Here is a 25,095-nt window from a genome sequence, read left to right as displayed (position 1 = left end):
TCCCTAATAAGCACAAATAAACCCCTAATAACTAAGCACTAGATAAACGAAAGAGGAACCAAAATGGCAAAAGCCAAGTTCGAGCGTAATAAGCCACACGTTAACATCGGTACCATCGGCCACATTGACCACGGTAAGACAACACTTACTGCTGCGATCTCTAAGGTTTTGCATGACAAGTACCCAACACTTAACGCTGCAACAGCATTTTCTGATATCGATAAGGCGCCAGAAGAGCGCCAGCGCGGTATCACAATCTCTATCGCTCACATTGAGTACCAGACAGAGAAGCGTCACTACGCACACGTGGACTGCCCAGGCCACGCTGACTACATCAAGAACATGATCACAGGTGCTGCACAGATGGACGGAGCAATCCTCGTCGTTGCAGCAACAGATGGTCCAATGCCACAGACCAAGGAGCACGTTCTCCTTGCTCGTCAGGTTGGCGTTCCATCAATCGTTGTGGCTCTTAACAAGTCAGATATGGTCGATGACGAAGAAATTCTTGAACTCGTTGAAATGGAAGTTCGCGAACTTCTATCTAAGTATGAGTTCCCAGGCGATGACACTCCAATCGTTCGTATTTCAGCACTGAAGGCTCTCGAAGGAGATGCAAAGTGGGCTGAGAAGATCATCGAACTGATGGATGCAGTGGATGCATTTATCCCACAGCCAGCACGCGATGTTGATAAGCCATTCCTTATGCCAGTTGAAGACGTTTTCACAATCACAGGTCGTGGAACTGTTATCACAGGTCGTATTGAGCGCGGAATCGTTAAGGTTAACGAGGAAGTTGAAATTGTTGGTATTCGTGAGCTTGCTCAGAAGACAACAGTTACAGGCGTTGAAATGTTCCGTAAGTTGCTCGATGAAGGTCAGGCTGGCGAGAACGTCGGACTTCTTCTTCGTGGAACAAAGCGTGAAGATGTTGAGCGTGGTCAGGTTGTCTGCAAGCCAGGTTCAATCACACCTCACACAGAGTTCGATGCATCTGCATACATCCTTTCAAAGGATGAAGGCGGTCGTCACACTCCATTCTTTAACAACTACCGTCCACAGTTCTACTTCCGTACAACTGACGTGACTGGCGTTGTAACACTTCCAGAAGGCACAGAAATGGTTATGCCTGGCGATAACACTGAGATGTCAGTAACTCTCATCCAGCCAATCGCTATGGAAGATGGTCTTCGCTTCGCAATCCGCGAAGGTGGCCGCACAGTAGGTGCAGGTCGCGTTACAAAGATCAAGAAGTAAATCTTGTAGTAGTGGCGGTGGCCTTAAAACCACCGCCACTTAACAAGAAAGTTTGAGAATTTAACAACAGTTTGAACTAACGAAAGTAAAGAGGAGAACGACATGGCGGGACAAAAGATCCGCATTCGACTCAAGGCGTATGACCATGAGGTGATTGACTCATCAGCGAAGAAAATCGTTGAGACAGTTGAGCGCACTGGTGCAACCGTCGCGGGTCCAGTGCCGCTACCAACAGAGAAGAACACCTATTGCGTGATTCGCTCTCCTCATAAGTACAAGGACAGCCGCGAGCACTTCGAGATGCGCACACATAAGCGCCTCATCGACATCATCGACCCAACACCTAAGACTGTTGATTCATTGATGCGTCTCGACTTGCCAGCTGGCGTCGACATCGAGATTAAGCTCTAAGGAAAGGACGAAAACTAATGACACGTACAGTTGTAACTCAGTCTTACGGTTCGTCCATCAAGGGCGTTCTTGGTAAGAAGCTTGGTATGACCCAAGTATTCGACTCTAATAACAAGATGATTCCTGTGACAGTAGTTTCAGTTGAATCATGCGTTGTTACATCGATTCGCACACCTGAGAAGGATGGCTACTCAGCTGTTCAACTCGGCTTTGGTGCAATCGATCCAAAGAAGGTTTCAAAGCCACTTGCGGGCCACTATGCAAAGTCAGGCGTCACTCCTCGTCGCTCTGTTGCAGAACTGCGCACGCTCTCAGCTGCTGATTACACAGTAGGACAAGAGATTGGCGCATCAACATTTGCACCCGGCGATATGGTCGATGCAACTGGAACATCAACTGGTAAGGGAACTGCTGGCGTTATGAAGCGCCACGGCTTCGGTGGTCTTGGTTCTTCACACGGTGTGGATCGTAAGCACCGTATGCCAGGTTCAATCGGTGCATGTTCAACACCAGGTCGTGTATTCAAGGGAATGCGCATGATGGGTCGTATGGGTAACGAGAAGGTCACAACACAGAATCTTTTGGTTCAGGGTGTCGATCTTGAGCGCAACCTACTTCTTATCAAGGGTTCAGTCCCAGGTACCGATGGTGGACTCGTCTTTATCCGCTCAGCTGCCAAGAAGGCAATTGTTGAAACTGTAAAGGCTGGTATGTAACCATGGCGCTTACACTCGAAGTTAAGAACGCAGAAGGAAAGAAAGTTGGCTCAGTTGATTTGCCAGCAGATATCTTTGATGCGCAGACAAACATTCCTCTTATTCACCAAGTCGTAACAGCTCAATTAGCAGCTGCACGTCAAGGTACACAGAAGGCAAAGAACCGTGGAGAAACTTCAGGTTCAGGTAAGAAGCCTTTTAAGCAGAAGGGAACAGGTCGCGCTCGTCAGGGCTCAATCCGTGCTCCTTTGCAACGTGGTGGCGGTGCTGCACATGCAGTTCGTCCACGTTCATATTTCCAGCGCACACCAAAGAAGATGATCGCAGCAGCACTTCGCGGCGTTCTCTCTGACCGTCAGCGCAACGAGCGTATTCACGTTCTTGACTCTGTAACTGGAGCTACTTCAACAAAGGCAGCACTGGCTGCAGTTCGTCAGTTCTCATCACGCAAAAACCTTTTGGTAGTTATCTCACGTAACGAGGACGCTGCATGGCGCTCACTTCGTAACGCTGATGATCTCCACCTTCTAGTACCAGATCAGCTCAATGCTTACGACATCTTGAAGTCAGATGACGTTGTCTTTTCAGAGACAGCGATCAAGGATTTCTTGAAGTTCAAGGCTTCTGACAAGGCAACTGGAAAGTCTGTTAAGTCAGTAGCACGCGAAAGTGAGGTATCTGCATAATGAAGGATCATCGCGACGTTTTGCTAGCGCCCGTAGTCTCTGAAAAGAGTTACGGATTGCTAGATGAAAACAAGTACACATTCCTCGTAGCAACAGATGCTAATAAGACAGAGATCAAGATCGCTGTTGAAAAGGTATTTGGAGTCAAGGTCATCAGTGTTAACACTATGAACCGTCAAGGAAAGAATAAGCGCACACGTTTTGGTGATGGAAAGCGCAAAGACACAAAGCGAGCAATCGTTCATGTGGCCGCTGGCGACCGTATCGACATCTTCGGAGGCCCTGTCTCGTAATTGAGATAGGACCTTAAAGAGAGGAAACCTCATGGCACTTCGCAAACTTAAGCCGACTACACCAGGTCAGCGTGGAGCAACTGTTCCAGATTTCGCAGAAATCACACGCTCAACACCTGAGAAGTCACTTATCCGTCCAATTCACTCTAAGGGTGGACGTAATAATCAAGGTCGCATCACTGTTCGTCACCAAGGTGGCGGTCACAAGCGTGCATACCGTCTTATCGATTTCACACGAAATGATAAGGATGGTATTCCAGCAAAGGTTGCGCACATTGAATACGATCCAAACCGCACAGCGCGTATCGCACTTCTTCACTACGCAGATGGAGAAAAGCGTTACATCATCGCTCCAAATAAGCTTGAGCAAGGTGCAACAGTTGAGAACGGTCCTAAGGCCGATATCAAGCCTGGAAACAACTTGCCTCTTCGCAACATCCCAGTAGGTACAACTGTTCACGCAATCGAACTTCGCCCAGGTGGCGGAGCGAAGATCGCTCGTTCAGCTGGCGCATCAGTTCAGCTCGTTGCTAAAGATGGTCCATACGCACAACTTCGTATGCCATCTGGAGAAATCCGTAACGTTGATGTTCGTTGCCGCGCAACTGTTGGTGAAGTTGGAAACGCAGAACAAGGAAACATTAACTACGGTAAGGCTGGACGTAAGCGCTGGTTAGGCATTCGTCCATCTGTTCGTGGTGTTGTGATGAACCCTGTTGACCACCCTCACGGTGGTGGTGAAGGTAAGACCTCTGGTGGACGTCACCCAGTGACTCCTTGGGGTAAGCCTGAAGCACGTACTCGTAAGAAGAAGGCTTCAGATTCAATGATCGTCCGTCGTCGTAAGTCGAACAAGAAGCGCTAAGGAGCCCTCATGCCACGTAGTCTCAAGAAGGGTCCATTCATTGATGGACATCTCGCCAAAAAGGTGGATGCCCAAAATGAAGCCAATACAAAGAATGTCATTAAGACATGGTCACGACGTTCGATGATCTCGCCTTCAATGATTGGGCACACCATTGCGGTACACGACGGCCGCAAGCATGTTCCTGTATTTATCACCGACGCAATGATCGGTCACAAGCTTGGTGAGTTCTCACCAACACGCACATTCCGCGGACACGTTAAAGATGATCGGAGAGCAACTCGTGCCTAATACACAAGACGCACTCGTAGCTCGCGCAGTATTGCGCGACATTCGCCACACACCACAGAAGGCTCGTCGCGTTGTCGACTTGGTTCGTGGAATGCGTGCCGATGAAGCTCTTAACGTTCTTAAGTTTGCACCGCAGGCTGCAGGATCAGATGTGTTCACACTTCTTAACTCTGCAATCGCAAATGCGAAGCAGCAGAACCCAGCAATCCGCGATGCTTCAGAGCTTTGGGTTGTTGAAGCGCTCGTAGACGAGGGACGCACAATGAAGCGTTTTCGCCCACGTGCACAGGGTCGCGGTTTCCGTATCCTCAAGCGTTCAAGCCACATCTCAGTTGCTGTCAGCGATACAAAGGCGACCTCAAAGTCGATCTCTCGCACATCATCTCGTGCGCAGACACGTAACCCAAAGCGTTCAGATAAGTCACCGCTAGCTACTCCAGTAGCGGCAGTTAAAACACCAGCAGAGAAGGGAGCGTCCAACTAATGGGTCAAAAAGTAAACCCACACGGCTTCCGTCTCGGCATCACAACTGAATTTAAGTCACGTTGGTATGCAGATAAGTTGTACAAGGATTACGTCAAGGAAGATGTCGAAATCCGCCGACTTATGCAGAAGGGTATGGAGCGCGCAGGCGTTTCACGCATCGAAATCGAGCGCACACGTGATCGTGTACGTATCGACCTTCACACTGCTCGCCCTGGAATCGTTATCGGTCGTCGCGGACAAGAAGCTGACGTTCTTCGTCAGAAGCTTGAAAAGCTCACCGGCAAGCAGGTTCAGCTCAACATTCTCGAAGTGAAGAATCCAGAAATTGATGCACAGCTTGTTGCACAAGGAATTGCCGAGCAGCTTGCTGCACGTGTCTCATTCCGTCGCGCAATGAAGAAGTCAATGCAGTCAGCGATGAAGGCAGGAGCTCAAGGCATTCGTGTTCAGTGCGGTGGTCGTCTCGGTGGTGCAGAAATGTCACGTTCTGAGTTCTATCGTGAAGGACGCGTTCCACTACACACACTTCGCGCTGATATTGATTACGGTTTCTATGAAGCTGCAACAACATTCGGTCGCTTGGGTGTAAAGGTCTGGATCTACAAGGGTGAAGTTATTGGTTCACGTGCAGAGCGTGCTGAAAAGGCACTTGCTGAAGCGCGCGCTCCAAAGCCAGAACGCCGCGGACCACGTACACCACGTGCTCCACGCGCTGAGGTAACTACAACTCAAGCAGCTCCCGTTGCAGCAGATACAACTCCTGCAGCACCAGCAGAAGGAGGAGCTGAATAATGTTAATTCCTCGCAAGGTTAAGCACCGTAAGCAGCACCACCCATCACGATCAGGTGCATCAAAGGGTGGAACACAGGTTGCATTTGGAGACTTCGGTATCCAGGCACTTGCTCCTGCATATGTGACAAACCGTCAGATTGAGGCAGCGCGTATCGCGATGACTCGTTATATCAAGCGTGGTGGAAAGGTTTGGATCAATATCTATCCAGATCGTCCACTTACTAAGAAGCCTGCTGAAACTCGTATGGGTTCCGGTAAGGGTTCTCCAGAATGGTGGATCGCAAACGTGAAGCCAGGTCGCATTATGTTTGAAATTTCAGGCGTAACAGAGGCTGTAGCTACTGAAGCTATGCGCCTTGCGATTCACAAGCTCCCAATGAAGTGCCGCGTTGTAAAGCGTGAGGAGGCATAACCATGGCGATTACTAATGAAGAACTTCGTCAGCTCACTGCTGAAGAGTTAACTGCAAAGCTTCGTGAAGGTAAAGAAGAACTCTTTAACCTTCGCTTCCAGGCTGCAACAGGTCAGCTCGAATCACATGGTCGTCTCGGTGCAGTTCGCAAAGAGATTGCTCGTATCTACACAATCATTCGTGAACGCGAATTAGGAATTGGAGGCGCCGCATAATGACAAATCCAGTTGAAGATCGCGGATCCCGTAAGACTCGTGAAGGCATTGTTGTCTCAGACAAGATGGATAAGACCATCACCGTTGAGGTTTCAAATCGTGTTTCACACGGTATGTACTCAAAGGTCATGAGCCGCACACACAAGCTCAAAGCACATGATGAGACAAACTCAGCAGGCGCAGGCGATCGCGTATTGATCATGGAAACACGACCAATCTCAGCATCAAAGCGCTGGCGTTTAGTTCAAATCATCGAGAAAGCTAAGTAAGGGGCGAATAAAAAATGATTCAACAAGAATCCCGCCTACGCGTTGCGGATAACACAGGAGCTAAAGAGCTTCTCTGTATTCGTGTACTCGGAGGATCAAAGCGCCGTTACGCAGGCATCGGTGACATCATCGTCTGTTCAGTCAAGGATGCAATTCCTGGTGGACAGGTTAAGAAGGGTGAGGTCGTTAAGGCTGTCATCGTTCGCACAGTTAAAGAGCGTCGTCGTCCAGACGGTTCTTACATCAAGTTTGACGAGAACGCAGCTGTCATCCTCAAGGCTGACGGCGAACCACGCGGAACTCGTATCTTCGGACCAGTTGCTCGCGAACTCCGCGACAAGAAGTTCATGAAGATCATTTCACTCGCTCCGGAGGTGCTCTAACCATGGCGAAGATTAAGAAAGATGACGAAGTTTTGGTTATCGCTGGCAAGAACAAGGGCGTAACCGGCAAGGTCCTTCATGTAGATGGATCCCGTGTAACTGTTGAAGGTGTTAATCGCATTCAGCGCCACACAAAGGAATCAACAACCGAACGTGGCGTCAAGGTTGGCGGAATCATCACACAGGAAGCATCAATCCATATTTCAAACGTCATGATTGTTGATGGAGATGGCAAGGCAACACGTCTTGGCGTTCGCACAACGGAAGACGGATCCAATGTTCGTATCTCACGTCGCACAGGAAAGGACATCTAATGAGTACAACTACAGATGTTCGTCTCAAGGCTCGCTATAAGAGCGAAATCCAACCAACGTTGAAGAGCGAATTTGGATATACAAATCCAATGCAGATTCCTACACTCGTCAAGATTGTTGTCAACATGGGTGTTGGTGAAGCTGCTCGTGATGCAAAGCTTATTGAAGGTGCCATCAAGGATCTTGCAATCATCACTGGTCAAAAGCCACAGGTCACCAAGTCACGCAAGTCAATCGCGCAGTTCAAGCTCCGCGAGAACATGCCAATTGGTGCACACGTCACACTTCGCGGAGATCGCATGTGGGAGTTCGCAGATCGCCTATTCTCAATCTCTCTTCCACGTATCCGTGACTTCCGCGGTCTTTCACCTAAGCAATTTGATGGAAAGGGCAACTACACCTTCGGTCTTACCGAGCAGGTTGTATTCCCAGAAATCGAACAGGACAAGATCGATCGCACACGCGGTATGGATATCACAATCGTAACTACAGCTAAGAACGATGACGAAGGTCGCGCACTACTTAAGGCGCTCGGCTTTCCTTTCAAGGAGGCATAAGAATGGCTAAAACATCACTCAAGGTTAAAGCTGCTCGCAAGCCAAAGTTCAAGGTTCGCGGTTACACACGTTGCCAGCGTTGCGGTCGTCCGCACTCTGTCTACCAAAAATTTGGAATTTGTCGCATCTGCTTCCGTGAAATGGCGCACCGCGGCGAACTTCCAGGCATCTCAAAGGCAAGCTGGTAAATCTACAAACGAAAAAAGTCCAGACAGATTGTTTGGATACTGATTCGAGAAAGGCCATAGGCCACGTATGACAATGACAGATCCAATCGCGGACATGCTTTCACGTCTGCGCAACGCGAACTCTGCCTACCATGACACGGTTTCAATGCCGTCATCATCGGTCAAGGTACGAATTGCAGAGATCCTCAAGCAAGAGGGTTTCATTGCAGATCACCGCGTTGAAGCAACTACAACAGGAGTAGGTAAGAACCTTGTTCTTGACCTTAAATTCGGCACCAATCGCGAGCGTTCAATCGCTGGCCTTCGCCGCGTGAGCAAGCCAGGACTTCGCGTTTACGCAAAGTCAACTGCGCTTCCTAAGGTTCTCGGCGGACTTGGTGTTGCAATCATTTCAACATCGTCAGGTCTCTTGACTGATAAGCAGGCAAATAAGAAGGGTGTAGGCGGAGAAGTTCTCGCTTACGTATGGTAACTATCTAATGTCACGTATCGGTCGTATGCCAATCGCTGTTCCAAGCGGTGTAGAAATTTCAATCACAGGTCAGAACGTTGCAGTCAAGGGACCTAAGGGCTCACTTGCAATTGCAGTTCCAGCACCTATCCAGGTTTCACAAGCAGATGGTGTTATCACCGTTGCTCGTCCAAACGAAGAGCGCGTCACTCGTTCACTTCACGGTCTTTCTCGCACACTTGTTGCGAATATGGTCCACGGAGTCACAACTGGTTACTCACTCACAATCAACATCGTCGGTGTTGGTTACCGTGTTGCTGAAAAGGGCAAGGATCTTGAATTCCAGCTCGGCTACAGCCACCCAATTAACTTCCCAGCCCCAGAAGGAATCACCTACAAGGTTGAGTCACCAACAAAGTTGATTATCAGCGGAATTGATAAGCAGCTCGTTGGAGAAACTGCAGCGAAGGTTAAGAAGCTTCGCAAGGCAGATCCATATAAGGGCAAGGGCTTGCGTCTTGAAGGCGAAGTTGTTCGCCGCAAGGCAGGAAAGGCAGGTAAGAAGTAATGGCAATCGGAGTTAAGGTCCGCAAGGGCTCAGCGCAGAACGCGCGTGCTCGTCGTGCTTTCCGTCTTCGTAAGAAGATCTCAGGCACACCATCACGTCCACGCCTCGTCGTTTCACGTTCATCACGTCACCTGTTCGTTCAGGTCATTGATGACACCACAAGCCAGACAATTGCTTACGCATCAACAATGGAAGCAGACCTACGCAAGGCATCTGGCGATAAGACAGATAAGTCAAAGCAGGTCGGAGCACTCATTGCAGAACGCGCTAAGAAAGCTGGAATTTCTACAGTTGTCTTCGACCGCGCAGGTAATAAGTACCACGGTCGCATTGCAGCAGTTGCAGATTCTGCACGAGAGAACGGATTGGAGTTCTAATGGCTGTTAATCCAACTAACGATGCAGCACCTACAACTGGTGCACCTTCTAACCAAGGTAATGCAGGCAAAGGTCGTGGCGAACGCCGCGAACGTCGTGATGATCGCGAGAAGGAGAAGTCTCCTTACACCGAGCGCGTGGTTTTCATTAACCGCGTGTCAAAGGTTGTAAAGGGTGGACGTCGCTTCTCATTCACAGCACTTGTTGTTGTGGGCGATGAAAATGGCACTGTCGGTATTGGCTATGGAAAGTCTAAGGAAGTTCCACAAGCTATTGCTAAGGCAGTTGAAGAAGCTAAGAAGTCATTCTTCACAGTCCCTCGCGTTCAAGGAACAATCCCTCACCCAGTTCAGGGCGAGACAGCGGCTGGCGTAGTTCTACTTCGCCCAGCAAGTCCAGGTACCGGAGTTATCGCTGGTGGTCCTGTTCGCGCCGTACTCGAGTGCGCTGGAGTTAAGGATGTTCTTACTAAGTCTCTCGGTTCTTCAAATGCAATCAACATGGTTCACGCAACCGTTGCTGCGCTGAAGATGCTCGAGTCACCTGCACAGATTGCAGCTCGTCGCGGTCGTCCGCTCGAAGATGTAGCACCTGCAGCAATTATCCGCGCTTCACAGATGACAGTTGGTGCATAATGCCACGTTTGAAAATCACTCAGGTTAAGTCAACCGTTGGCAACAAGCCAGAGATTCGTAACACTGTTCGTTCACTCGGACTTAAGCGAATCAACGATGTTGTCGTTAAGGAAGATCGTCCAGAAATTCGTGGCATGGCAGTTGCTGCTCGCCACTTGATCAAGGTAGAGGAGGTCGAATAAAGATGACACTTAAACTTCATCATCTTCGTCCAGCTCCAGGTGCTAAGAAAGCTAAGACTCGTAAGGGTCGCGGTGAAGCATCAAAGGGTAAGACTGCAGGTCGCGGTGGAAAAGGTACTCACGCTCGTAACACGGTTCGCCCTGGTTTCGAAGGTGGTCAGCTTCCTCTCGTTATGCGTCTTCCAAAGCTTCGTGGTTTTAAGAACCCAGCTCGCATTGAATACCAGGCAGTGAATGTCTCAACAATCAACGCACTCTTTCCTAAGGGTGGGGATGTCACTGTTGCAGATCTCATTGCAAAGGGTGCAGTTCGCGATTCCTTGCCCGTAAAGGTCCTTGGAAATGGCGATATTGCAGTCAAGGTATCTGTTACAGCACATGCATTCTCAGCATCAGCGATCGAAAAGATTGCTGCAGCTGGCGGATCAACAGCAAAACTGTAAAAACAACTAGTCGTGATTTGATAGAGGGAGAAGATTGATGCTTTCAGCATTTGGAATGGCCTTTAAGACGCCAGAACTTCGTAAGAAAATCTTCTTCACTCTCTCAATCATGGCTCTGTTCCGTTTTGGCTCTGTTGTCCCAACACCAGGTGTTTCATATACAAATGTGAAGCAATGTATTGATCAGGCTCAGACCGGTGGTCTCTTCGGACTTATCAACCTATTCTCTGGTGGAGCACTTCTTCAGCTCTCAGTATTTGCACTCGGCATCATGCCTTACATCACTGCATCCATCATCGTTCAGCTGCTCACTGTGGTTATTCCACGTTTTGAAGCGCTGAAGAAAGAGGGACAGTCAGGAACAGCAACTCTTACTCAGTACACACGTTACTTAACAATTGGTCTTGCAATCTTGCAGTCAACTGGTTTGGTTGCGGTTGCTCGCACACCAGGTCGTTTGATTTCAGGTTGTTCACTTCCGATCATTCCTGATGCTTCATGGCAGCGCGTTCTCACAATGATTGTTGTAATGACTGCCGGAACATCTGTGATCATGTGGCTCGGTGAGCTCATCACAGATCGCGGCGTCGGTAACGGTATGTCTATCTTGATCTTCACATCTATCGCTGCAGGATTCCCATCCCAGCTCTGGTCAATCAAGCTTCAAAAGGGCTTGTTTGCATTCCTCTTTGTCTGCGCAGTCGGAGTCCTCGTTGTTGCAGCAGTTGTCTTTGTTGAGCAAGCTCAGCGTCGTATTCCTGTGCAGTATGCAAAGCGCATGGTGGGACGTCAGGCATATGGCGGAACATCAACTTATATTCCAATCAAGGTAAACCAGGCTGGCGTTATTCCGGTTATCTTCGCATCATCTCTTCTTTATATCCCATCTCTTCTTGTGAACTTCACCAATAGCCAAGCTAGCTGGGCTGTCTGGATTTCACGTAACTTGGTCAGCGGTGATCACCCAATTTATATGGTGGCCTATGCAACCTTGATTATCTTCTTTACCTACTTCTATGTTGCAATCACATTTAACCCTGATGAGGTTGCAGATAATATGAAGAAGTACGGTGGATTTATTCCAGGTATCCGTGCAGGACGCCCAACATCTGAGTACTTGCAATATGTACTCTCACGCATCACAGCTCCAGGATCTGTCTATTTGGCACTCGTTGCAATTATTCCGATCCTTGCTCTCATCGTCTTCGGTGCATCACAGAACTTCCCATTCGGTGGAACTGCGATTCTTATCGTTGTCGGTGTCGGTCTTGATACTGCAAAGCAGATCGAGAGCCAGTTGCAGCAGCGTTCATATGAAGGTTTCTTGAAGTAATGCGTTTAGTCCTGGTAGGTCCACCAGGTGCTGGTAAGGGAACACAAGCTCAGTTTCTCGCCGCGCACTACTCGATTCCCCATATTTCAACAGGGGATATCTTCCGAGCAAATCTCAAAGCAAGCACACCACTAGGTCTGCAAGCTAAGGGATATATGGATGCAGGTCAGTTAGTTCCTGATGAAGTTACCAATGAGATGGTCAAAGATCGCCTGACTCATGATGATGCAATCAACGGTTTTCTCCTTGATGGATTCCCACGAAATACTGTTCAAGCTGAAGTACTGCGCGCATTTTTGATTGAAAAGCAGACACCACTGGAAGCGGTTCTTGAGCTTGCGATTGAGAATGCGATCATCATCAAACGTCTTTCATCACGACGCACCTGTAAGGATTGTGGCGCTCCGGCTTCCCCTGAAGCATCGAAGTGTGTTTCTTGTAGCGGTGAGCTCTACCAGCGTGAAGATGACAAGGAAGAAGTGATTGCTAAGCGCCTTGCAGTCTATGAAGAGCAGACTGCACCTATTGTTGATTTCTATCGCACAGAAGGCCTGCTCATCACAATCTCAGCCGATGGCGATGTTGCAGATATTACAGAGCGCGCGATTACTGCGTTAAGCCGCGTACACGGCTAAATTACTTCTATGGCAATCCAGATTAAGGACCTTGAACAACTCAAGGTTATGCGCCGTGCTGGATTAGTAGTTGCCGAAATTCATCAACTTATCCGTGAAGCGATTAAGCCTGGAATGACCACAAGTGCTCTGGATGCAATCTCTGCAGCCCACATCAAGCGAAGCGGTGCCACACCGAACTTCCTGAATTATCATGGTTTTCCAGCAACTATCTGCGTCTCTATCAATGATGAAATTGTTCACGGAATTCCCGGACCTCGCATCATTAATGAAGGCGATGTTGTCTCCATCGATTGCGGTGCCATCATTGATGGCTGGCATGGAGATGCAGCATTCTCTATCGGTATTGGAAAGGTAGATCCTGCAGATCAGAAGTTGATGGATGTGTGTCAGGAATCTATGTGGGTGGGAATTGCTGCCGGTAAGAATGGTGGAAAGCTTTCAGATATCGGTTATGCCATTGAGCAGTACGTGAATTCGCAAGGTAAATATGGAATCTTGCAAGAATATGGTGGCCACGGAATTGGCACAGAGATGCATCAAGAGCCACATGTTCTCAACTTTGGAAAAGCAGGAAATGGTCCTGAAATCATTCCTGGAATGGCACTTGCTATCGAGCCGATGATCACTCGTGGAACACATAAGACCAAGGTGCTCGCAGATGATTGGACAGTGGTCTCAACAGATCAATCTCGTGGTGCCCACTTTGAGCATTCATATGTGATCTGCCCAGATGGAAAGCCTTTTGTTTTGACCTCCATTGATGGTGGCAAGGGCGAGCTTGCACGCTTTGGAATTGAGACCTCAGACACACTTTCGTAGGCTCAAAAATCGTGAGAATTTTTCTTGATATCAATCTGTTACCCGATATCTATTCAATTTATCCATAGATACATCTAGATTCTTCTCCAATGGCCCTGACCCTCGGGGTGCCAAAAGGAGAAATCATGTTTAAGAAGAAAGTTATTGCGCTCGGTGTTCTGGCTATTGCTGCCTCACTTATTGCAGCGCCATCAGCAAACGCTGGTGCAAAGCCTGCGGCAAAGGCAAACGTTGGAGATGAATGTCTTCGCGCAGGAACAAAAGCTGCAGCTCGTGGTGTGAACGGATCTGATCTCACATGTACCAAGGTTGCAACAGGAACATTTGCAGGAACTCTTCGCTGGTGGTATCCAGAAATGAAGCCATACGGAACTCTTGAATGGGTTTCATCATCTGCAATCGGTGGCGGTTACGGAACAACAGCAATCGCAATCGGTGATGCAATGAAGAAGGAAGGCCTTCTTAAGGATTACACCGTTACATATAAGACAAATGCGCCACTTGGTCTTGGATATTTCTATGACCAGAAGGATCGCAAGGACATGCTTCTTATTACAGGATTTGCAATGCCTGGTGGTCTTGCCACTAACGGTTCAAAGCTCACCATCACAACAGCAAACGCTGTAGCTGGAATCATGCGCGAAGCTGAGGCTTTCGTAGTTCCAACATCATCTAAGTACAAGACAATCAATGATTTGATGGCAGATATCAAGGCAAATCCAAAGGCTGTCGCAATTGGTGGCGGTAACTACGGCGGAGTCGACCACGTAACAGTGGCAACACTTGCTGCAACTGTTGGCGTAAAGGCCACAGACCTTAACTACATCCCATACTCAGGTGGAGGAACTCTTACACCTGACGTTATTGGTGGACGTGTAGCAGTTGGTATCTCAGGCACATCTGAATTTGCTTCATACGTTGCAGCTGGAAAGATGCGCGTACTTGCAGTGACTTCTCCAAAGCCACTTAAGGTCATCAAGGGCAAGACCCTCGTCCAGCAGGGTGTGGATCTCACATTCGGTAACTGGCGCGGAATCCTTGCACCAGCAGATCTTCCTGCAGCTGATCTGCTCAATACCCTTAAGGTCATTGATGCACTTCACTCAACACAGTCTTGGAAGGACACATTGGTCGCTAAGTCATGGATCGATGAGTACCGCGCTGGAGATGCATTCTCTAAGTGGATCAAGACAGAGAACACAGCAATCATCAACGTTCTCACCGATTTCAAGTTGATCAAGTAAGGTCAATTAGACATCAACGTTAAATTGCCTCAAGGCGGAAAGAGTGAGCTCACATTTGTGGGCTCACTCTTTCTCCTTGGACTTATTGTTTTCTGGGATACGGCAACAAAAGAGCTTCCAGCCTTTAACTTAACTGTCAGCCCTAAGGTGTTTCCCTTCGCTATCGCCATTCTCTTAATGGGGTTAAGCGCACTTCTCATGATTAATATTGTGCGCGGTGACCGCGCAGTGCCTGAAGGTCTTGAAGCAGGCGATGCCATTGAAAAATCTGATTACAAGACCTTTGGGCTAGTACTTGGATCCCTGTTTGCATATCTACTTCTTATTGAGCGAGCTGGATTTATCATCGCCGCCTCCATCACATTCTTTGGTATTACTGTGGCATTTGGAAATAAGAAGCACCTACATGCTGCAGTATTTGGCACCCTCTTTATCTCCATTGTTTATTACTCCTTTACACACTTTCTCCACGTCCAGCTTCCAGCCGGCATCTTGAAGGGCCTTTGATGAGTAGTTTTGATTCACTGATCGATGGTTTTGCCAGCGCACTTACCTTAAGTAACCTCGGCTTTGGACTTCTCGGCACTTTCCTTGGAACCCTTGTTGGAGTCCTGCCTGGTATTGGTCCAGCACTGGCAATTGCTCTTCTTCTTCCGATTACCTACACAGTCAGCCCAGCTTCTGCCCTCATTATGTTTGCAGCTATTTACTACGGCGCTATGTATGGTGGATCGACAACTTCAATCTTGCTCAATACTCCAGGCGAATCTGGTTCAGTTATCACAGCCCTTGAGGGCAACAAGATGGCGCGTAATGGACGCGCAGGCCCTGCTCTTGCAACAGCTGCTATCGGCTCATTCGTTGCAGGAACTATTGCAACACTTATTTTGGCATTTACTGCTCCAACCATTGCAGATTTAGCAATCAAAGTAGGTGCTGCAGACTATGTAGCGTTGATGCTGGTGGCATTTACTACTGTCTCATCCCTTCTTGGCGCTTCTCAAATACGTGGATTTATTTCACTTGCAGTTGGCCTTGTTCTGGGACTTGTTGGCGCAGACCTTCAATCTGGACTTTCACGACTGACATTTGGAAACCAAGCAGCCGTTGAAGGAATTGAAACTGTTCCCGTCATCGTCTCTATCTTCGCACTCGGTGAAGCTCTCTATATTGCTAGCCGCTTTAAGGAGATGGGATGGAACATCATCCCTATGAAGGGCAAAGCGATGATGTCTCGTGATGATTTGAAGCGATCATGGAAGCCATGGCTTCGAGGCACTGCGCTAGGTTTTCCACTTGGAGTTATCCCTGCAGGTGGCTCTGAAGTTCCAACATTCTTGAGTTATTCGGTGGAGAAGAAATTATCGAAACACCCTGAAGAATTTGGCCATGGCGCCATCGAAGGTGTTGCAGGGCCGGAGGCAGCAAATAATGCCAATGCAGCAGGTGCTCTTGTGCCACTTCTTGCATTGGGTCTACCAACATCAGCAACTGCTGCCGTCATTCTTGTTGCATTCCAGACATATCAAATTCAACCTGGACCAACCCTCTTTCTTACCAATGGCGCACTTATCTGGACTTTGATTGCTTCGCTCTTTATTGGCAACACTCTTCTCTTGATTCTCAACCTTCCACTCGTTCGCGTGTGGGTTCAGCTACTTAAAGTTCCGCGCCCTTATCTCTTTGCAGGGATTGTGACCTTTGCAATGCTCGGTGCTTATGCACTGAATACCTCTACCTTTGATGTTCAAGTCGCTATTGCGATTGGAATTGTTGGATTCTTATTCCGTAGGTTTGGAATGCCCATCACGCCACTGATTCTGGGGCTGATCTTGGGGCCAAACCTTGAACTTCAGTTCCGTCGTGCACTTCAAATTAGTGCGGGGGATTACGGAACTCTGTGGGCATCACCGCTATCAAAGGTTCTCTATGCGGTTCTATTGATAGCTCTCTTTACGCCGATCATCACTAAGGTGATGCGCAAAGTTCGTAAGGACGCTCACGCGTAAGCGCTAATGTCTCAATCTCAGTGGGCTACAAAGCTTTTCTATAGTTCTGCAATAACGCAAGGTGCGATCTATGTAATCCGCCCGATGATTACCTATCGCGCACTCGAGTTAGATGCGACGGCTTCAACTATCGGATTTATCGCAGCTGTCTATGCACTCCTTCCCGTCTTGCTCGCACTGACATTTGGCAAGATGGTGGGACAGATTGGCGAAGGACGTTTCGTTATCTTTGGAACTCTCTTCATTGGAGTTTCTGCAGTACTTCTCATGGCAGCAGATTCCCTCACATTGTTGGCAATAGCAGCAGCACTTTCAGGTCTTGCACATCTTGCCTGCATGGTGGGTGGTCAGACAATGGTCGCGCTCAAGAGTCCACCGGATCAGTATGAAGAGCACTTTGGGCGATATACCTTCAGCGCATCGTTAGGACACATGATTGGTCCCATCCTTGCAACTCTTGTTGCAGGTTCAACCGGTGTGATGCCGAAATCAACGAGCGCTGCATTTGCTCTGGCACTTGCACTTGCAGCCCTTGCAATGGTTCCTGTTATCTCTTGGAGAAATGAGCCCCCAACAGTTGTGGGTCGTAAAGAAGATTCTGGTGCGCTGCGCGCTGCAGGAAAATTACTGAAGAAACCTGGAATCTTTGCAGCGATCTTTACCTCCCTTGCCATCTCATCAACTGCAGATATTTTGGTGGTCTTCTTGCCTCTCTACGGGAATGAGAATCAATTTTCGGCGCTCTCCATTGGAATCATCATCTCTATTCGCGCCGCAACATCGATGGCATCGCGCTTCTTCTTAGGTCGCCTCAGCGCGCGATTTAGCGCGCGCCAATTGATTACAAGCAGCAATCTCATCTCTATCGCAATGTGTGTTGCGATGGCATTTGCACCGAATGCATGGGTGCTTGGAGCAGTTGTCTTTGTTGCAGGATTCTCACTCGGAGTGGGTCAACCTTTGACGATGACTTTGATTTCTCAGCTGACCGCACCTGATGAGAGAGCCCTGGCCGTCTCAACTCGCCTGACTGGCAATCGCCTTGGCCAATTCCTGATTCCTGCGGTGGCAGGGTTGGTGGCAGCCTCTGCTGGAGCCAGCGCTGTCTTTATTGGCCTTGCGATCCTGGTTTCGACGACATTTATCCCTCGCCAATAGGGGTTTAATACCCCATTTCTAGCCAATTTCCCTTATAAGGGGGGTCGGCAATAGAATCTCCCTTCGCGCTCCAAGAAATCCACAGGGTTTTTCGGGGTTCGACCCTGTTCGTTCATATGAAATAAGAGAAGAAGGTATTGATCCTTGGCAAGTAAAGATGGTGCGATCGAAATCGAAGGCACTGTTGCTGAGGCGTTACCTAACGCAATGTTTCGTGTTGAGCTAACAAATGGACATAAGGTCTTGGCACATATCAGTGGAAAGATGCGAAAGAACTACATTCGTATTCTGCCTGCTGACCGTGTGATCGTAGAGCTCAGTCCATATGACCTTACAAAGGGTCGAATTATTTACCGTTACAAGTAAGTAATTCGCCACAAAGAAAAGGAAAATCGCGTGAAGGTTAATCCAAGCGTGAAGAAGATTTGCGACAAGTGCAAAGTCATTCGTCGCAAAGGTCGCGTAATGGTGATCTGCGAAAATCTTCGTCACAAACAGCGTCAGGGCTAATACCCAGACAATAAGTACGCGTGATGCGACTTAACTAGAAATAGTTAAGACCCCCGGACCGGTAGGCCAGGGCTCGATAAATATGTCGAGGAGCATTGCGGAGGACCTCCGGATACAGAAACGGTTGAATACATGGCACGTCTAGTCGGTGTCGATCTTCCACGCGAAAAGCGTGTAGAGATTGCACTCACCTATATTTTCGGAATGGGTCTAACCCGTTCCCACGAAACGCTTAAGGCAACTGGAATTTCTCCAGATACCCGCGTTAAAGATTTGCAAGAATCAGAACTTGCTCAGCTTCGTGAATACATCGAAGCTAACTACAAAATCGAGGGTGATCTCCGCCGCGAAATCGCAGGCGATATCCGTCGTAAAGTTGAAATCCAGAGCTACCAAGGTATTCGTCACCGTAAGGGACTTCCTGTACGTGGTCAGCGCACACATACAAACGCTCGTACTCGTAAGGGTCCACGTAAGGCAATTGCCGGTAAGAAGAAGGTGACTAAGTAATGGCCGCTCCTAAGGTAAAGACTGCTGCCCCAGCAAAGGGCAAAGTAAAAATTCGTAAGAAAGAGAAGAAGAACGTTGCAGTAGGTAAGGCTTTTATTAAGTCGACCTTTAACAACACAATCATCTCTATTACAGATCCAACAGGGGCTGTTATCTCTTGGGCTTCATCTGGCCAAGTAGGTTTCAAGGGCTCACGTAAGTCGACTCCATTCGCAGCACAGCTAGCCGCAGAAGCAGCAGCTCGTCGCGCACAGGAGCACGGCCTCAAGAAGGTAGATGTATTCGTAAAGGGACCTGGTTCCGGACGCGAAACTGCAATCCGTTCATTGCAAGCAGCAGGCCTAGAAGTTGGAGCTATCTCAGATACAACTCCAGCTCCACACAATGGCTGCCGCCCACCGAAACCTCGTCGAGTTTAAGGAAGGAAGAGAATAAATGGCTCGTTATACCGGAGCAGACTGCAAGCGTTGCCGTCGCGAAAAAGTAAAGCTCTTCCTTAAGGGCGCAAAGTGCGATGGACCAAAGTGTCCGATCGAATCACGTCCTTATCCACCAGGGCAGCACGGCCGCGGCCGTTCAAAGGAATCTGAATACCTATTGCAGATGCGTGAGAAGCAGAAGTGCGCACGTATCTACGGTGTTCTCGAAAAGCAGTTCCGTGGTTACTACGAAGAGGCGAACCGCAAGCAGGGCAAGACTGGTGAAAACCTTCTCGTCATCCTTGAGACACGTCTCGATAACGTTGTATTCCGCGCAGGATTTGCAAAGTCACGTGACATGGCGCGCCAGATGGTTCGCCACGGTCACTTCCTTGTAAATGGTAAGAAGGTAAACATTCCTTCATTCCGCGTGACTCCAATGGACATCATCGATGTTCTTCCAAAGTCACACGACCTCACACCATTTATCGTCGCAAGCGCAGAGTTCGGTGAGAAGTCTGTTCCAGCGTGGATGGAAGTTGTCGCAGCTCAGATGCGCATCATCATCCACGGCGTACCTGCTCGATCAATCATCGATACACAGGTTCAAGAACAGCTCATCGTTGAGCTCTACAGCAAGTAATTTTTTCTACCCCCTAGAGGAAATCAAATAGTGGATTTCCGCGAGAAGAAAGAGGAGCACCAGTGCTAATTGCACAACGCCCAACGCTTAGCGAAGAAGTAATTTCCGAGAACCGCTCACGATTTATCATTGAACCGCTTGAGCCAGGTTTCGGCTACACACTCGGCAACTCAATGCGCCGTACTCTGCTTTCATCTATTCCAGGTGCAGCAGTGACAAGCATTCGCGTTGCTGGAGCTCTCCACGAGTTCACAACACTTGAAGGTGTGAAGGAAGACCTCACAGATATCGTCTTGAACATTAAGAACCTAGTTCTTTCAAGTGATAACGATGAGCCTTCTGTTATCTACATCCGCAAGTCAGGTGCAGGCGCTGTCACAGGTGCTGATATTGCTGTTCCAAGTGGCGTAGAAGTTCACAATCCTGAACTCCACATCGCAACACTGAACGGCAAGGCAAACCTAGAAATCGAACTTACAGTTGAGCGCGGTCGCGGTTACGTGACTGCAGTTCAGAACAAGCAAGCTGGAGCAGAGATTGGTCGCATTCCTGTTGACTCAATCTATTCACCAGTTTTGAAGGTTACATACAAGGTTGAAGCAACTCGCGTTGAACAGCGCACAGACTTCGATCGTCTTGTTGTTGATGTCGAGACAAAGCCATCAATGAAGCCACGTGATGCTGTTGCATCAGCTGGTAAGACACTTGTTGAACTCTTCGGTCTTGCACGCGAACTCAATCTTGATGCTGAAGGTATCGAGATGGGGCCATCTGTTATGGATGCTGCCCTTGCTGCAGATCTTGCTCTTCCAATCGAAGATCTCGATCTCACAGTTCGTTCATACAACTGCTTGAAGCGCGAAGGCATTCACACAGTGGGAGAGCTCGTCAACCGTTCAGAGGCTGACCTACTCGACATCCGTAACTTTGGATCTAAGTCAATCGACGAGATCAAGGCGAAGCTTGTATCAATGGGAATGTCTCTTAAGGACAGCCCAGCAGGTTTCGATCCATCACAACACCAGAACTACAACGTGTCAGATGAAGACTTCGCTGACGCAGATCAGGCATAAGGGAGAAGACAATGCCAAAGCCAACTAAAGGTCCTCGTCTGGGTTCAGGCCCATCACACGAGCGCTTGATTCTTCGTACTCTTGCTGAGCAGTTGTTCGAGCACGGAAAGATCACAACTACAGAGGCAAAGGCGAAGCGACTTCGTCCACTTGCTGAAAAGTTGATCACATTCGGTAAGAAGGGTGACCTTCCAGCTCGTCGCCAAGTGATGGCACGTATTGCTAACAAGAGCGTTGTTCACAACCTCTTTACAGTAATCGCTCCAACATTTGCTAACCGCGAAGGTGGATACACACGTATTACAAAGATCGGTCCACGTAAGGGCGATAACGCTCCTATGGCAGTAATCGAACTCGTAACAGAGAAGTAATCCGTACGTTCCAATAGCGTAATTCTTATGGCCAAACCCACTCTCCATCCCGAGAGTGGGTTTCGTCGTTTACGCATTGATATCGCATATGACGGCACCAACTTCTATGGGTGGGGCGCCCAACCTGATCGTCGCACCATTCAAGATCTCGTCGAAGAAGCAATCTCACGTATTTCGCGAGTAGATACAGAATCCATCGTTGCAGGCCGCACTGATGCTGGTGTGCATGCCACAGGCCAAGTTATCCATGTTGATGTTCCTGATGCGATCTTTGATGGCGAACTTAACTACATAGATTTTCGATACAAACTCAACCGCATCCTCGATGAAGATGTGCGCATCATGTCTATTACTGATGCACCGAGCGGCTTTCATGCGCGCTTCTCAGCGCTGCGCCGCCACTACGTCTATAAGTTGATCGATAACAATGATGTGATTCCGCCTCTTACCCGAAACGATGTTGCATCCTGGTATCGACCACTAGATGTCGATCGTATGAATGAGGCAAGCAAGCTTGTCCTTGGCCACCATGATTTTGCAGCATTCTGTAAATTCCGAGAGGGCAGCACAACGATTCGCTCCCTTGAAAAGTATGAATGGAAGCGCACAGATGATGGCGTGCTGGTGGCAGATATCGTCGCTGATGCTTTCTGTTATTCGATGGTGCGCAATCTTGTGGGGGCAGTTGTCTGTGTGGCAGATGGGCGTAAAGAGCCGAGTTGGATTGCAGAGTTATTGGCTAATAAAGAGCGAGTCTCTGATTCATTGGTATTTCCTGCTCGCGGCCTGACTCTCTACCAAGTGGATTATCCAAGTGATGATCAGCTTCTTGAGCGGGCAAAAATTACTGTAGCTAAGAGAGATGGCAGCGATTAATGGGGCATATTGATGTCTCAGCCGTTGAATACTCGCTCTCTGATGGTCGTGTATTGCTCAACGATGTTTCATTCCGCGTTGGTGATGGAGCAAAGGTTGCGCTGATTGGTCCTAATGGATCAGGCAAGACAACGTTGGTGAGAATGATTTGTGGGGATATCTCTCCTGATGAAGGCAGCGTTGCAATCACAGGCGGTCTTGGTGTTATGCGTCAGTTCATCGGTTCTGTGCGCGATGAAACTACTGTGCGCGAAATTCTCATCTCTGTAGCGCCCCCACGTATTCGCGAAGCTGCAGCAAAGATTATTGCTACCGAAAAAGAGATGAATGAAGATGATTCTGAGAAGAGCCAGATGGCCTATGCGCAATCAATTATCGAGTGGGGCGATTGCGGTGGATATGAATTCGAAGTTATTTGGGATAAGTGCTGCACAGAGATGCTTGGGAAGACTTTTGATGAGGTTGCAGACCGCAAAGTAAATACTCTCTCAGGGGGAGAGCAGAAGAAGCTTGTTTTACGAGCACTGCTTGAAGGACCTGAAGAAGTGCTGCTCCTTGATGAGCCAGATAACTATCTGGATGTTCCATCAAAGCGATGGCTTGAAAAAGTCATTGGTGAGACCAAGAAATCAGTTCTCTTTATTAGCCACGATCGCGAACTGCTACAAAACACTGCAACACGCATTGTGGCACTGGAACAGGGCGTCTTTGGAAATTCAGCGTGGGTGCATGGAGCAAAATTCGACACGTGGCACGCCGCTAGAAAGGCTCGTAATGAGCGTTTTGCCGAACTTCTCTTACGTTGGGAAGAAGCTCATCAGAAGTTAATTGAGTTAGTAAAGACTTTGCAAGTTCAAGCAGCAAACTCTCCTGCAATGGCAAGTAAGTATCATGCGATGCAGACGCGACTTCGTAAATTTGAAGAAGCGGGAGCACCTGAAGCACCACCTGTGGAACAAGATGTGAAGGTGGGGCTGCGTGGTGGTCGCACAGGACTTCGTGCTCTCACCTTTGAAAATGTGGCAATAGCGAATCTGACAGAGCCCTTTAACTTTGAAGTCTTCTTCGGCGACCGCATCGCAGTTCTTGGTAAAAACGGCACAGGAAAATCTCACTTCTTCCGAATGATTTCGGGGGATACAACTGTTAAATATGCAGGCAATTTCAAGGTGGGAGCGCGCGTTGAGATTGGATACTTTGCTCAGACTCATTCACACCCAGAGTTTGAAGGTAAATCACTTTTGGAAATTCTCTGGGAGACATATTCCTTGCAGTTAGGGCCTGCCAAGAGCGTGCTACGTAAGTATGAAATTGATAAACAGGCAGAGCAGAAGTTCACATCGTTATCTGGGGGACAACAAGCGCGCTTTCAAATCTTGTTACTCGAACTTTCAGGTTCGACACTGCTCCTTCTTGATGAACCAACAGATAACCTAGATTTGGCCAGTGCTGAATCTCTTGAACATGCTCTCGATCACTATGAAGGAACTGTTCTCTCTGTGACCCACGATCGCTGGTTTACCCGAGGATTTAACCGATTCTTGGTCTTTGGGGCAGATGGCCAGGTCTATGAGTCCCCAGAGCCGGTCTTTGATTTCTAGCCCTTGGTCTACGCGGGGGTTTTGAGGCCATTTTGACCCACCCCCCGCATGAAAGGTAAAGTTCCACTCCTGCACCAGCGAGGTGCTACTCGGTAAGTCCAAGCTCAACTGAAGAAGAAGAAGGTAATAAAGCATGCGTACATATAGCCCAAAGGCAGGCGACGCCGTCCGTAAGTGGCACGTCATCGATGCACAAGATGTTGTGCTCGGTCGTCTAGCAACTCACGCTGCAGTTCTTCTTCGCGGTAAGCACAAGGCGACATTCGCCCCACACATGGATATGGGTGACTTCGTCATCGTAATCAATGCAGAGAAGATCGCACTCTCTGGAACAAAGACAACAACAAAGTTTGCACACCACCACTCAGGTTTCCCAGGCGGTCTTACATCAACTGTCTACGGAGAATTGATGGAGAAGCACCCAACACGCGCAGTTGAAAAGGCAATTAAGGGAATGCTTCCTAAGAACCGTCTTGGCGCACAGGTTGCATCAAAGCTCAAGGTCTATGCAGGTCCAGAGCATCCACATGCTGCACAAGCTCCAACACCATATGTTTTCACTCAAGTTTCTCAAGTAGCGAAGTAAGGGATAAGTAAATAAATATGTCAGATACAACTTTTAACGAGATCGACGAGACAGAGACACCTACTTCTTACTCTTCATCAACACCAGCGGCTGCAACTAACCGCAAGGCAATCACAGCACCAGGTGCTGGAACAGGTCGCCGTAAGGAAGCAGTTGCTCGCGTTCGCCTCGTACCAGGCACAGGTCGCTGGGTAGTTAACGGCAAGACTCTTGATGGTTACTTCCCAAATAAGGTTCACCAACAGCTCGTCTCTGAACCATTTCGCACAGTAGGTGCCGAAAATACATACGATGTATTTGCACGCATCAACGGTGGTGGAGTTTCAGGTCAGGCTGGCGCACTACGTCTTGGCGTTGCTCGTTCATTGAATGAGATCGACACAGAGGCAAACCGTCCAGCTCTTAAGAAGGCTGGCTTCCTCAAGCGCGATGCTCGCGTTATCGAACGTAAGAAGTACGGTCTGAAGAAGGCGCGTAAGCGTTCACAGTACTCAAAGCGTTAATTCTTTTTAT

General features: G+C 48.6%; 39 protein-coding genes and 1 pseudogene. All 40 read left to right on the top strand.

Annotated elements, in window-relative coordinates:
* The first annotated feature begins 63 nt into the window (after positions 1–63).
* The 40 genes and pseudogenes from tuf (at position 64) to rpsI (ending at position 25,085) form a co-directional block, all read left to right on the top strand.
* Complete coding sequence (tuf, locus tag A1sIIA65_RS05635) at positions 64–1,257, top strand: elongation factor Tu (RefSeq protein ID WP_095676573.1); 1,194 nt, start codon at positions 64–66, stop codon at positions 1,255–1,257.
* A gap of 102 nt (positions 1,258–1,359) precedes the next feature.
* Positions 1,360–1,668, top strand: coding sequence for a 30S ribosomal protein S10 (gene rpsJ, locus A1sIIA65_RS05630; RefSeq protein WP_017955300.1), 309 nt, complete (start codon positions 1,360–1,362; stop codon positions 1,666–1,668).
* Between the two features lie 17 nt (positions 1,669–1,685).
* On the top strand, positions 1,686–2,384 hold the full coding sequence (gene rplC, locus A1sIIA65_RS05625; protein ID WP_095676572.1) for a 50S ribosomal protein L3: 699 nt from the start codon (positions 1,686–1,688) through the stop codon (positions 2,382–2,384).
* A gap of 2 nt (positions 2,385–2,386) precedes the next feature.
* Positions 2,387–3,070 (top strand): 50S ribosomal protein L4, encoded by a 684-nt coding sequence (gene rplD, locus A1sIIA65_RS05620; protein WP_095676571.1) that lies wholly within the window; start codon positions 2,387–2,389, stop codon positions 3,068–3,070.
* Positions 3,070–3,363, top strand: coding sequence for a 50S ribosomal protein L23 (gene rplW, locus A1sIIA65_RS05615; RefSeq protein WP_095676570.1), 294 nt, complete (start codon positions 3,070–3,072; stop codon positions 3,361–3,363). Before rplD ends, rplW begins: the two co-directional genes overlap by 1 nt.
* 31 nt (positions 3,364–3,394) lie before the next feature.
* Positions 3,395–4,228 (top strand): 50S ribosomal protein L2, encoded by an 834-nt coding sequence (gene rplB / locus A1sIIA65_RS05610; RefSeq protein ID WP_095676569.1) that lies wholly within the window; start codon positions 3,395–3,397, stop codon positions 4,226–4,228.
* Between the two features lie 9 nt (positions 4,229–4,237).
* A complete protein-coding gene (gene rpsS, locus A1sIIA65_RS05605) occupies positions 4,238–4,519 on the top strand; it encodes a 30S ribosomal protein S19 (RefSeq protein WP_095676568.1) in 282 nt (93 codons plus the stop codon).
* The gene (gene rplV, locus A1sIIA65_RS05600) at positions 4,512–5,003 is read left to right on the top strand and encodes a 50S ribosomal protein L22 (RefSeq protein ID WP_095676567.1); all 492 of its coding nucleotides are present in this window, start codon (positions 4,512–4,514) and stop codon (positions 5,001–5,003) included. The genes rpsS and rplV overlap by 8 nt, the downstream gene beginning before the upstream one ends.
* Positions 5,003–5,797 (top strand): 30S ribosomal protein S3, encoded by a 795-nt coding sequence (gene rpsC / locus A1sIIA65_RS05595; protein WP_095676566.1) that lies wholly within the window; start codon positions 5,003–5,005, stop codon positions 5,795–5,797. The genes rplV and rpsC overlap by 1 nt, the downstream gene beginning before the upstream one ends.
* Entirely contained in the window at positions 5,797–6,210 is a 414-nt protein-coding gene (gene rplP, locus A1sIIA65_RS05590; protein WP_095531035.1) for a 50S ribosomal protein L16, read from the top strand. Before rpsC ends, rplP begins: the two co-directional genes overlap by 1 nt.
* A 2-nt stretch (positions 6,211–6,212) precedes the next feature.
* Entirely contained in the window at positions 6,213–6,425 is a 213-nt protein-coding gene (gene rpmC, locus A1sIIA65_RS05585; protein ID WP_095531036.1) for a 50S ribosomal protein L29, read from the top strand.
* Complete coding sequence (gene rpsQ / locus A1sIIA65_RS05580; RefSeq protein ID WP_095676565.1) at positions 6,425–6,694, top strand: 30S ribosomal protein S17; 270 nt, start codon at positions 6,425–6,427, stop codon at positions 6,692–6,694. The genes rpmC and rpsQ overlap by 1 nt, the downstream gene beginning before the upstream one ends.
* Positions 6,695–6,708: 14 nt before the next feature.
* Complete coding sequence (rplN, locus tag A1sIIA65_RS05575; protein ID WP_017955289.1) at positions 6,709–7,077, top strand: 50S ribosomal protein L14; 369 nt, start codon at positions 6,709–6,711, stop codon at positions 7,075–7,077.
* A 2-nt stretch (positions 7,078–7,079) separates the two neighbouring features.
* Complete coding sequence (gene rplX / locus A1sIIA65_RS05570; protein WP_095676564.1) at positions 7,080–7,391, top strand: 50S ribosomal protein L24; 312 nt, start codon at positions 7,080–7,082, stop codon at positions 7,389–7,391.
* Positions 7,391–7,948 (top strand): 50S ribosomal protein L5, encoded by a 558-nt coding sequence (rplE, locus tag A1sIIA65_RS05565; RefSeq protein WP_095676563.1) that lies wholly within the window; start codon positions 7,391–7,393, stop codon positions 7,946–7,948. Before rplX ends, rplE begins: the two co-directional genes overlap by 1 nt.
* 2 nt (positions 7,949–7,950) lie before the next feature.
* A complete protein-coding gene (locus tag A1sIIA65_RS05560; protein WP_017955286.1) occupies positions 7,951–8,136 on the top strand; it encodes a type Z 30S ribosomal protein S14 in 186 nt (61 codons plus the stop codon).
* 67 nt (positions 8,137–8,203) lie between these two features.
* A complete protein-coding gene (gene rpsH, locus A1sIIA65_RS05555) occupies positions 8,204–8,608 on the top strand; it encodes a 30S ribosomal protein S8 (RefSeq protein WP_095676562.1) in 405 nt (134 codons plus the stop codon).
* A 7-nt stretch (positions 8,609–8,615) separates the two neighbouring features.
* Positions 8,616–9,155 (top strand): 50S ribosomal protein L6, encoded by a 540-nt coding sequence (rplF, locus tag A1sIIA65_RS05550; protein ID WP_095676561.1) that lies wholly within the window; start codon positions 8,616–8,618, stop codon positions 9,153–9,155.
* Complete coding sequence (gene rplR, locus A1sIIA65_RS05545) at positions 9,155–9,532, top strand: 50S ribosomal protein L18 (protein ID WP_095676560.1); 378 nt, start codon at positions 9,155–9,157, stop codon at positions 9,530–9,532. The genes rplF and rplR overlap by 1 nt, the downstream gene beginning before the upstream one ends.
* On the top strand, positions 9,532–10,167 hold the full coding sequence (gene rpsE, locus A1sIIA65_RS05540; RefSeq protein WP_095676559.1) for a 30S ribosomal protein S5: 636 nt from the start codon (positions 9,532–9,534) through the stop codon (positions 10,165–10,167). Before rplR ends, rpsE begins: the two co-directional genes overlap by 1 nt.
* The gene (rpmD, locus tag A1sIIA65_RS05535) at positions 10,167–10,349 is read left to right on the top strand and encodes a 50S ribosomal protein L30 (protein ID WP_017955281.1); all 183 of its coding nucleotides are present in this window, start codon (positions 10,167–10,169) and stop codon (positions 10,347–10,349) included. Before rpsE ends, rpmD begins: the two co-directional genes overlap by 1 nt.
* A gap of 2 nt (positions 10,350–10,351) precedes the next feature.
* A complete protein-coding gene (gene rplO, locus A1sIIA65_RS05530; protein WP_095676558.1) occupies positions 10,352–10,792 on the top strand; it encodes a 50S ribosomal protein L15 in 441 nt (146 codons plus the stop codon).
* 37 nt (positions 10,793–10,829) lie between these two features.
* Positions 10,830–12,125: a preprotein translocase subunit SecY gene (secY, locus tag A1sIIA65_RS05525; RefSeq protein ID WP_095676557.1), complete on the top strand. Its 1,296-nt coding sequence runs from the start codon at positions 10,830–10,832 to the stop codon at positions 12,123–12,125.
* Positions 12,125–12,760 carry an adenylate kinase gene (locus A1sIIA65_RS05520; protein WP_095676556.1) on the top strand — a complete coding sequence of 212 codons (636 nt, stop codon included), beginning with the start codon at positions 12,125–12,127 and terminating at the stop codon, positions 12,758–12,760. Before secY ends, A1sIIA65_RS05520 begins: the two co-directional genes overlap by 1 nt.
* A 9-nt stretch (positions 12,761–12,769) precedes the next feature.
* Positions 12,770–13,582 carry a type I methionyl aminopeptidase gene (gene map, locus A1sIIA65_RS05515; protein WP_095676555.1) on the top strand — a complete coding sequence of 271 codons (813 nt, stop codon included), beginning with the start codon at positions 12,770–12,772 and terminating at the stop codon, positions 13,580–13,582.
* A gap of 125 nt (positions 13,583–13,707) precedes the next feature.
* Positions 13,708–14,826: a Bug family tripartite tricarboxylate transporter substrate binding protein gene (locus A1sIIA65_RS05510; RefSeq protein WP_190277108.1), complete on the top strand. Its 1,119-nt coding sequence runs from the start codon at positions 13,708–13,710 to the stop codon at positions 14,824–14,826.
* A 24-nt stretch (positions 14,827–14,850) separates the two neighbouring features.
* The gene (locus A1sIIA65_RS05505; RefSeq protein ID WP_190277107.1) at positions 14,851–15,333 is read left to right on the top strand and encodes a tripartite tricarboxylate transporter TctB family protein; all 483 of its coding nucleotides are present in this window, start codon (positions 14,851–14,853) and stop codon (positions 15,331–15,333) included.
* Complete coding sequence (locus A1sIIA65_RS05500; RefSeq protein ID WP_095676552.1) at positions 15,333–16,835, top strand: tripartite tricarboxylate transporter permease; 1,503 nt, start codon at positions 15,333–15,335, stop codon at positions 16,833–16,835. Before A1sIIA65_RS05505 ends, A1sIIA65_RS05500 begins: the two co-directional genes overlap by 1 nt.
* A 6-nt stretch (positions 16,836–16,841) precedes the next feature.
* Positions 16,842–17,993 (top strand): MFS transporter, encoded by a 1,152-nt coding sequence (locus A1sIIA65_RS05495; protein ID WP_095676551.1) that lies wholly within the window; start codon positions 16,842–16,844, stop codon positions 17,991–17,993.
* A 144-nt stretch (positions 17,994–18,137) separates the two neighbouring features.
* Positions 18,138–18,359, top strand: coding sequence for a translation initiation factor IF-1 (gene infA, locus A1sIIA65_RS05490; protein ID WP_017955276.1), 222 nt, complete (start codon positions 18,138–18,140; stop codon positions 18,357–18,359).
* Positions 18,360–18,389: 30 nt separating this feature from the next.
* The gene (gene rpmJ, locus A1sIIA65_RS05485; protein WP_017955275.1) at positions 18,390–18,503 is read left to right on the top strand and encodes a 50S ribosomal protein L36; all 114 of its coding nucleotides are present in this window, start codon (positions 18,390–18,392) and stop codon (positions 18,501–18,503) included.
* 132 nt (positions 18,504–18,635) lie between these two features.
* Positions 18,636–19,013, top strand: coding sequence for a 30S ribosomal protein S13 (rpsM, locus tag A1sIIA65_RS05480; protein WP_029166716.1), 378 nt, complete (start codon positions 18,636–18,638; stop codon positions 19,011–19,013).
* A complete protein-coding gene (rpsK, locus tag A1sIIA65_RS05475; RefSeq protein ID WP_095676550.1) occupies positions 19,013–19,432 on the top strand; it encodes a 30S ribosomal protein S11 in 420 nt (139 codons plus the stop codon). The genes rpsM and rpsK overlap by 1 nt, the downstream gene beginning before the upstream one ends.
* 16 nt (positions 19,433–19,448) lie before the next feature.
* Positions 19,449–20,075: a 30S ribosomal protein S4 gene (gene rpsD / locus A1sIIA65_RS05470; protein ID WP_095676549.1), complete on the top strand. Its 627-nt coding sequence runs from the start codon at positions 19,449–19,451 to the stop codon at positions 20,073–20,075.
* Positions 20,076–20,137: 62 nt separating this feature from the next.
* Entirely contained in the window at positions 20,138–21,148 is a 1,011-nt protein-coding gene (locus tag A1sIIA65_RS05465) for a DNA-directed RNA polymerase subunit alpha (protein ID WP_017955271.1), read from the top strand.
* Between the two features lie 11 nt (positions 21,149–21,159).
* Positions 21,160–21,513, top strand: a pseudogene (gene rplQ / locus A1sIIA65_RS05460) (50S ribosomal protein L17); the annotation flags it as partial.
* Positions 21,514–21,546: 33 nt separating this feature from the next.
* On the top strand, positions 21,547–22,395 hold the full coding sequence (gene truA / locus A1sIIA65_RS05455) for a tRNA pseudouridine(38-40) synthase TruA (protein WP_095676547.1): 849 nt from the start codon (positions 21,547–21,549) through the stop codon (positions 22,393–22,395).
* The gene (locus A1sIIA65_RS05450) at positions 22,395–23,996 is read left to right on the top strand and encodes an ABC-F family ATP-binding cassette domain-containing protein (RefSeq protein ID WP_095676546.1); all 1,602 of its coding nucleotides are present in this window, start codon (positions 22,395–22,397) and stop codon (positions 23,994–23,996) included. The genes truA and A1sIIA65_RS05450 overlap by 1 nt, the downstream gene beginning before the upstream one ends.
* A 133-nt stretch (positions 23,997–24,129) precedes the next feature.
* A complete protein-coding gene (rplM, locus tag A1sIIA65_RS05445; protein WP_095676545.1) occupies positions 24,130–24,582 on the top strand; it encodes a 50S ribosomal protein L13 in 453 nt (150 codons plus the stop codon).
* A 17-nt stretch (positions 24,583–24,599) separates the two neighbouring features.
* Positions 24,600–25,085, top strand: coding sequence for a 30S ribosomal protein S9 (gene rpsI / locus A1sIIA65_RS05440; RefSeq protein WP_095676544.1), 486 nt, complete (start codon positions 24,600–24,602; stop codon positions 25,083–25,085).
* Positions 25,086–25,095 lie beyond the last annotated feature (10 nt).

The organism is Candidatus Planktophila dulcis (genome assembly GCF_002288225.1).
In the GTDB taxonomy this organism is placed as follows: Bacteria; Actinomycetota; Actinomycetes; order Nanopelagicales; family Nanopelagicaceae; genus Planktophila; species Planktophila dulcis.
Note: the sequence above shows the minus strand (reverse complement) of the source record. Positions and strands in the feature narration are given on the sequence as shown.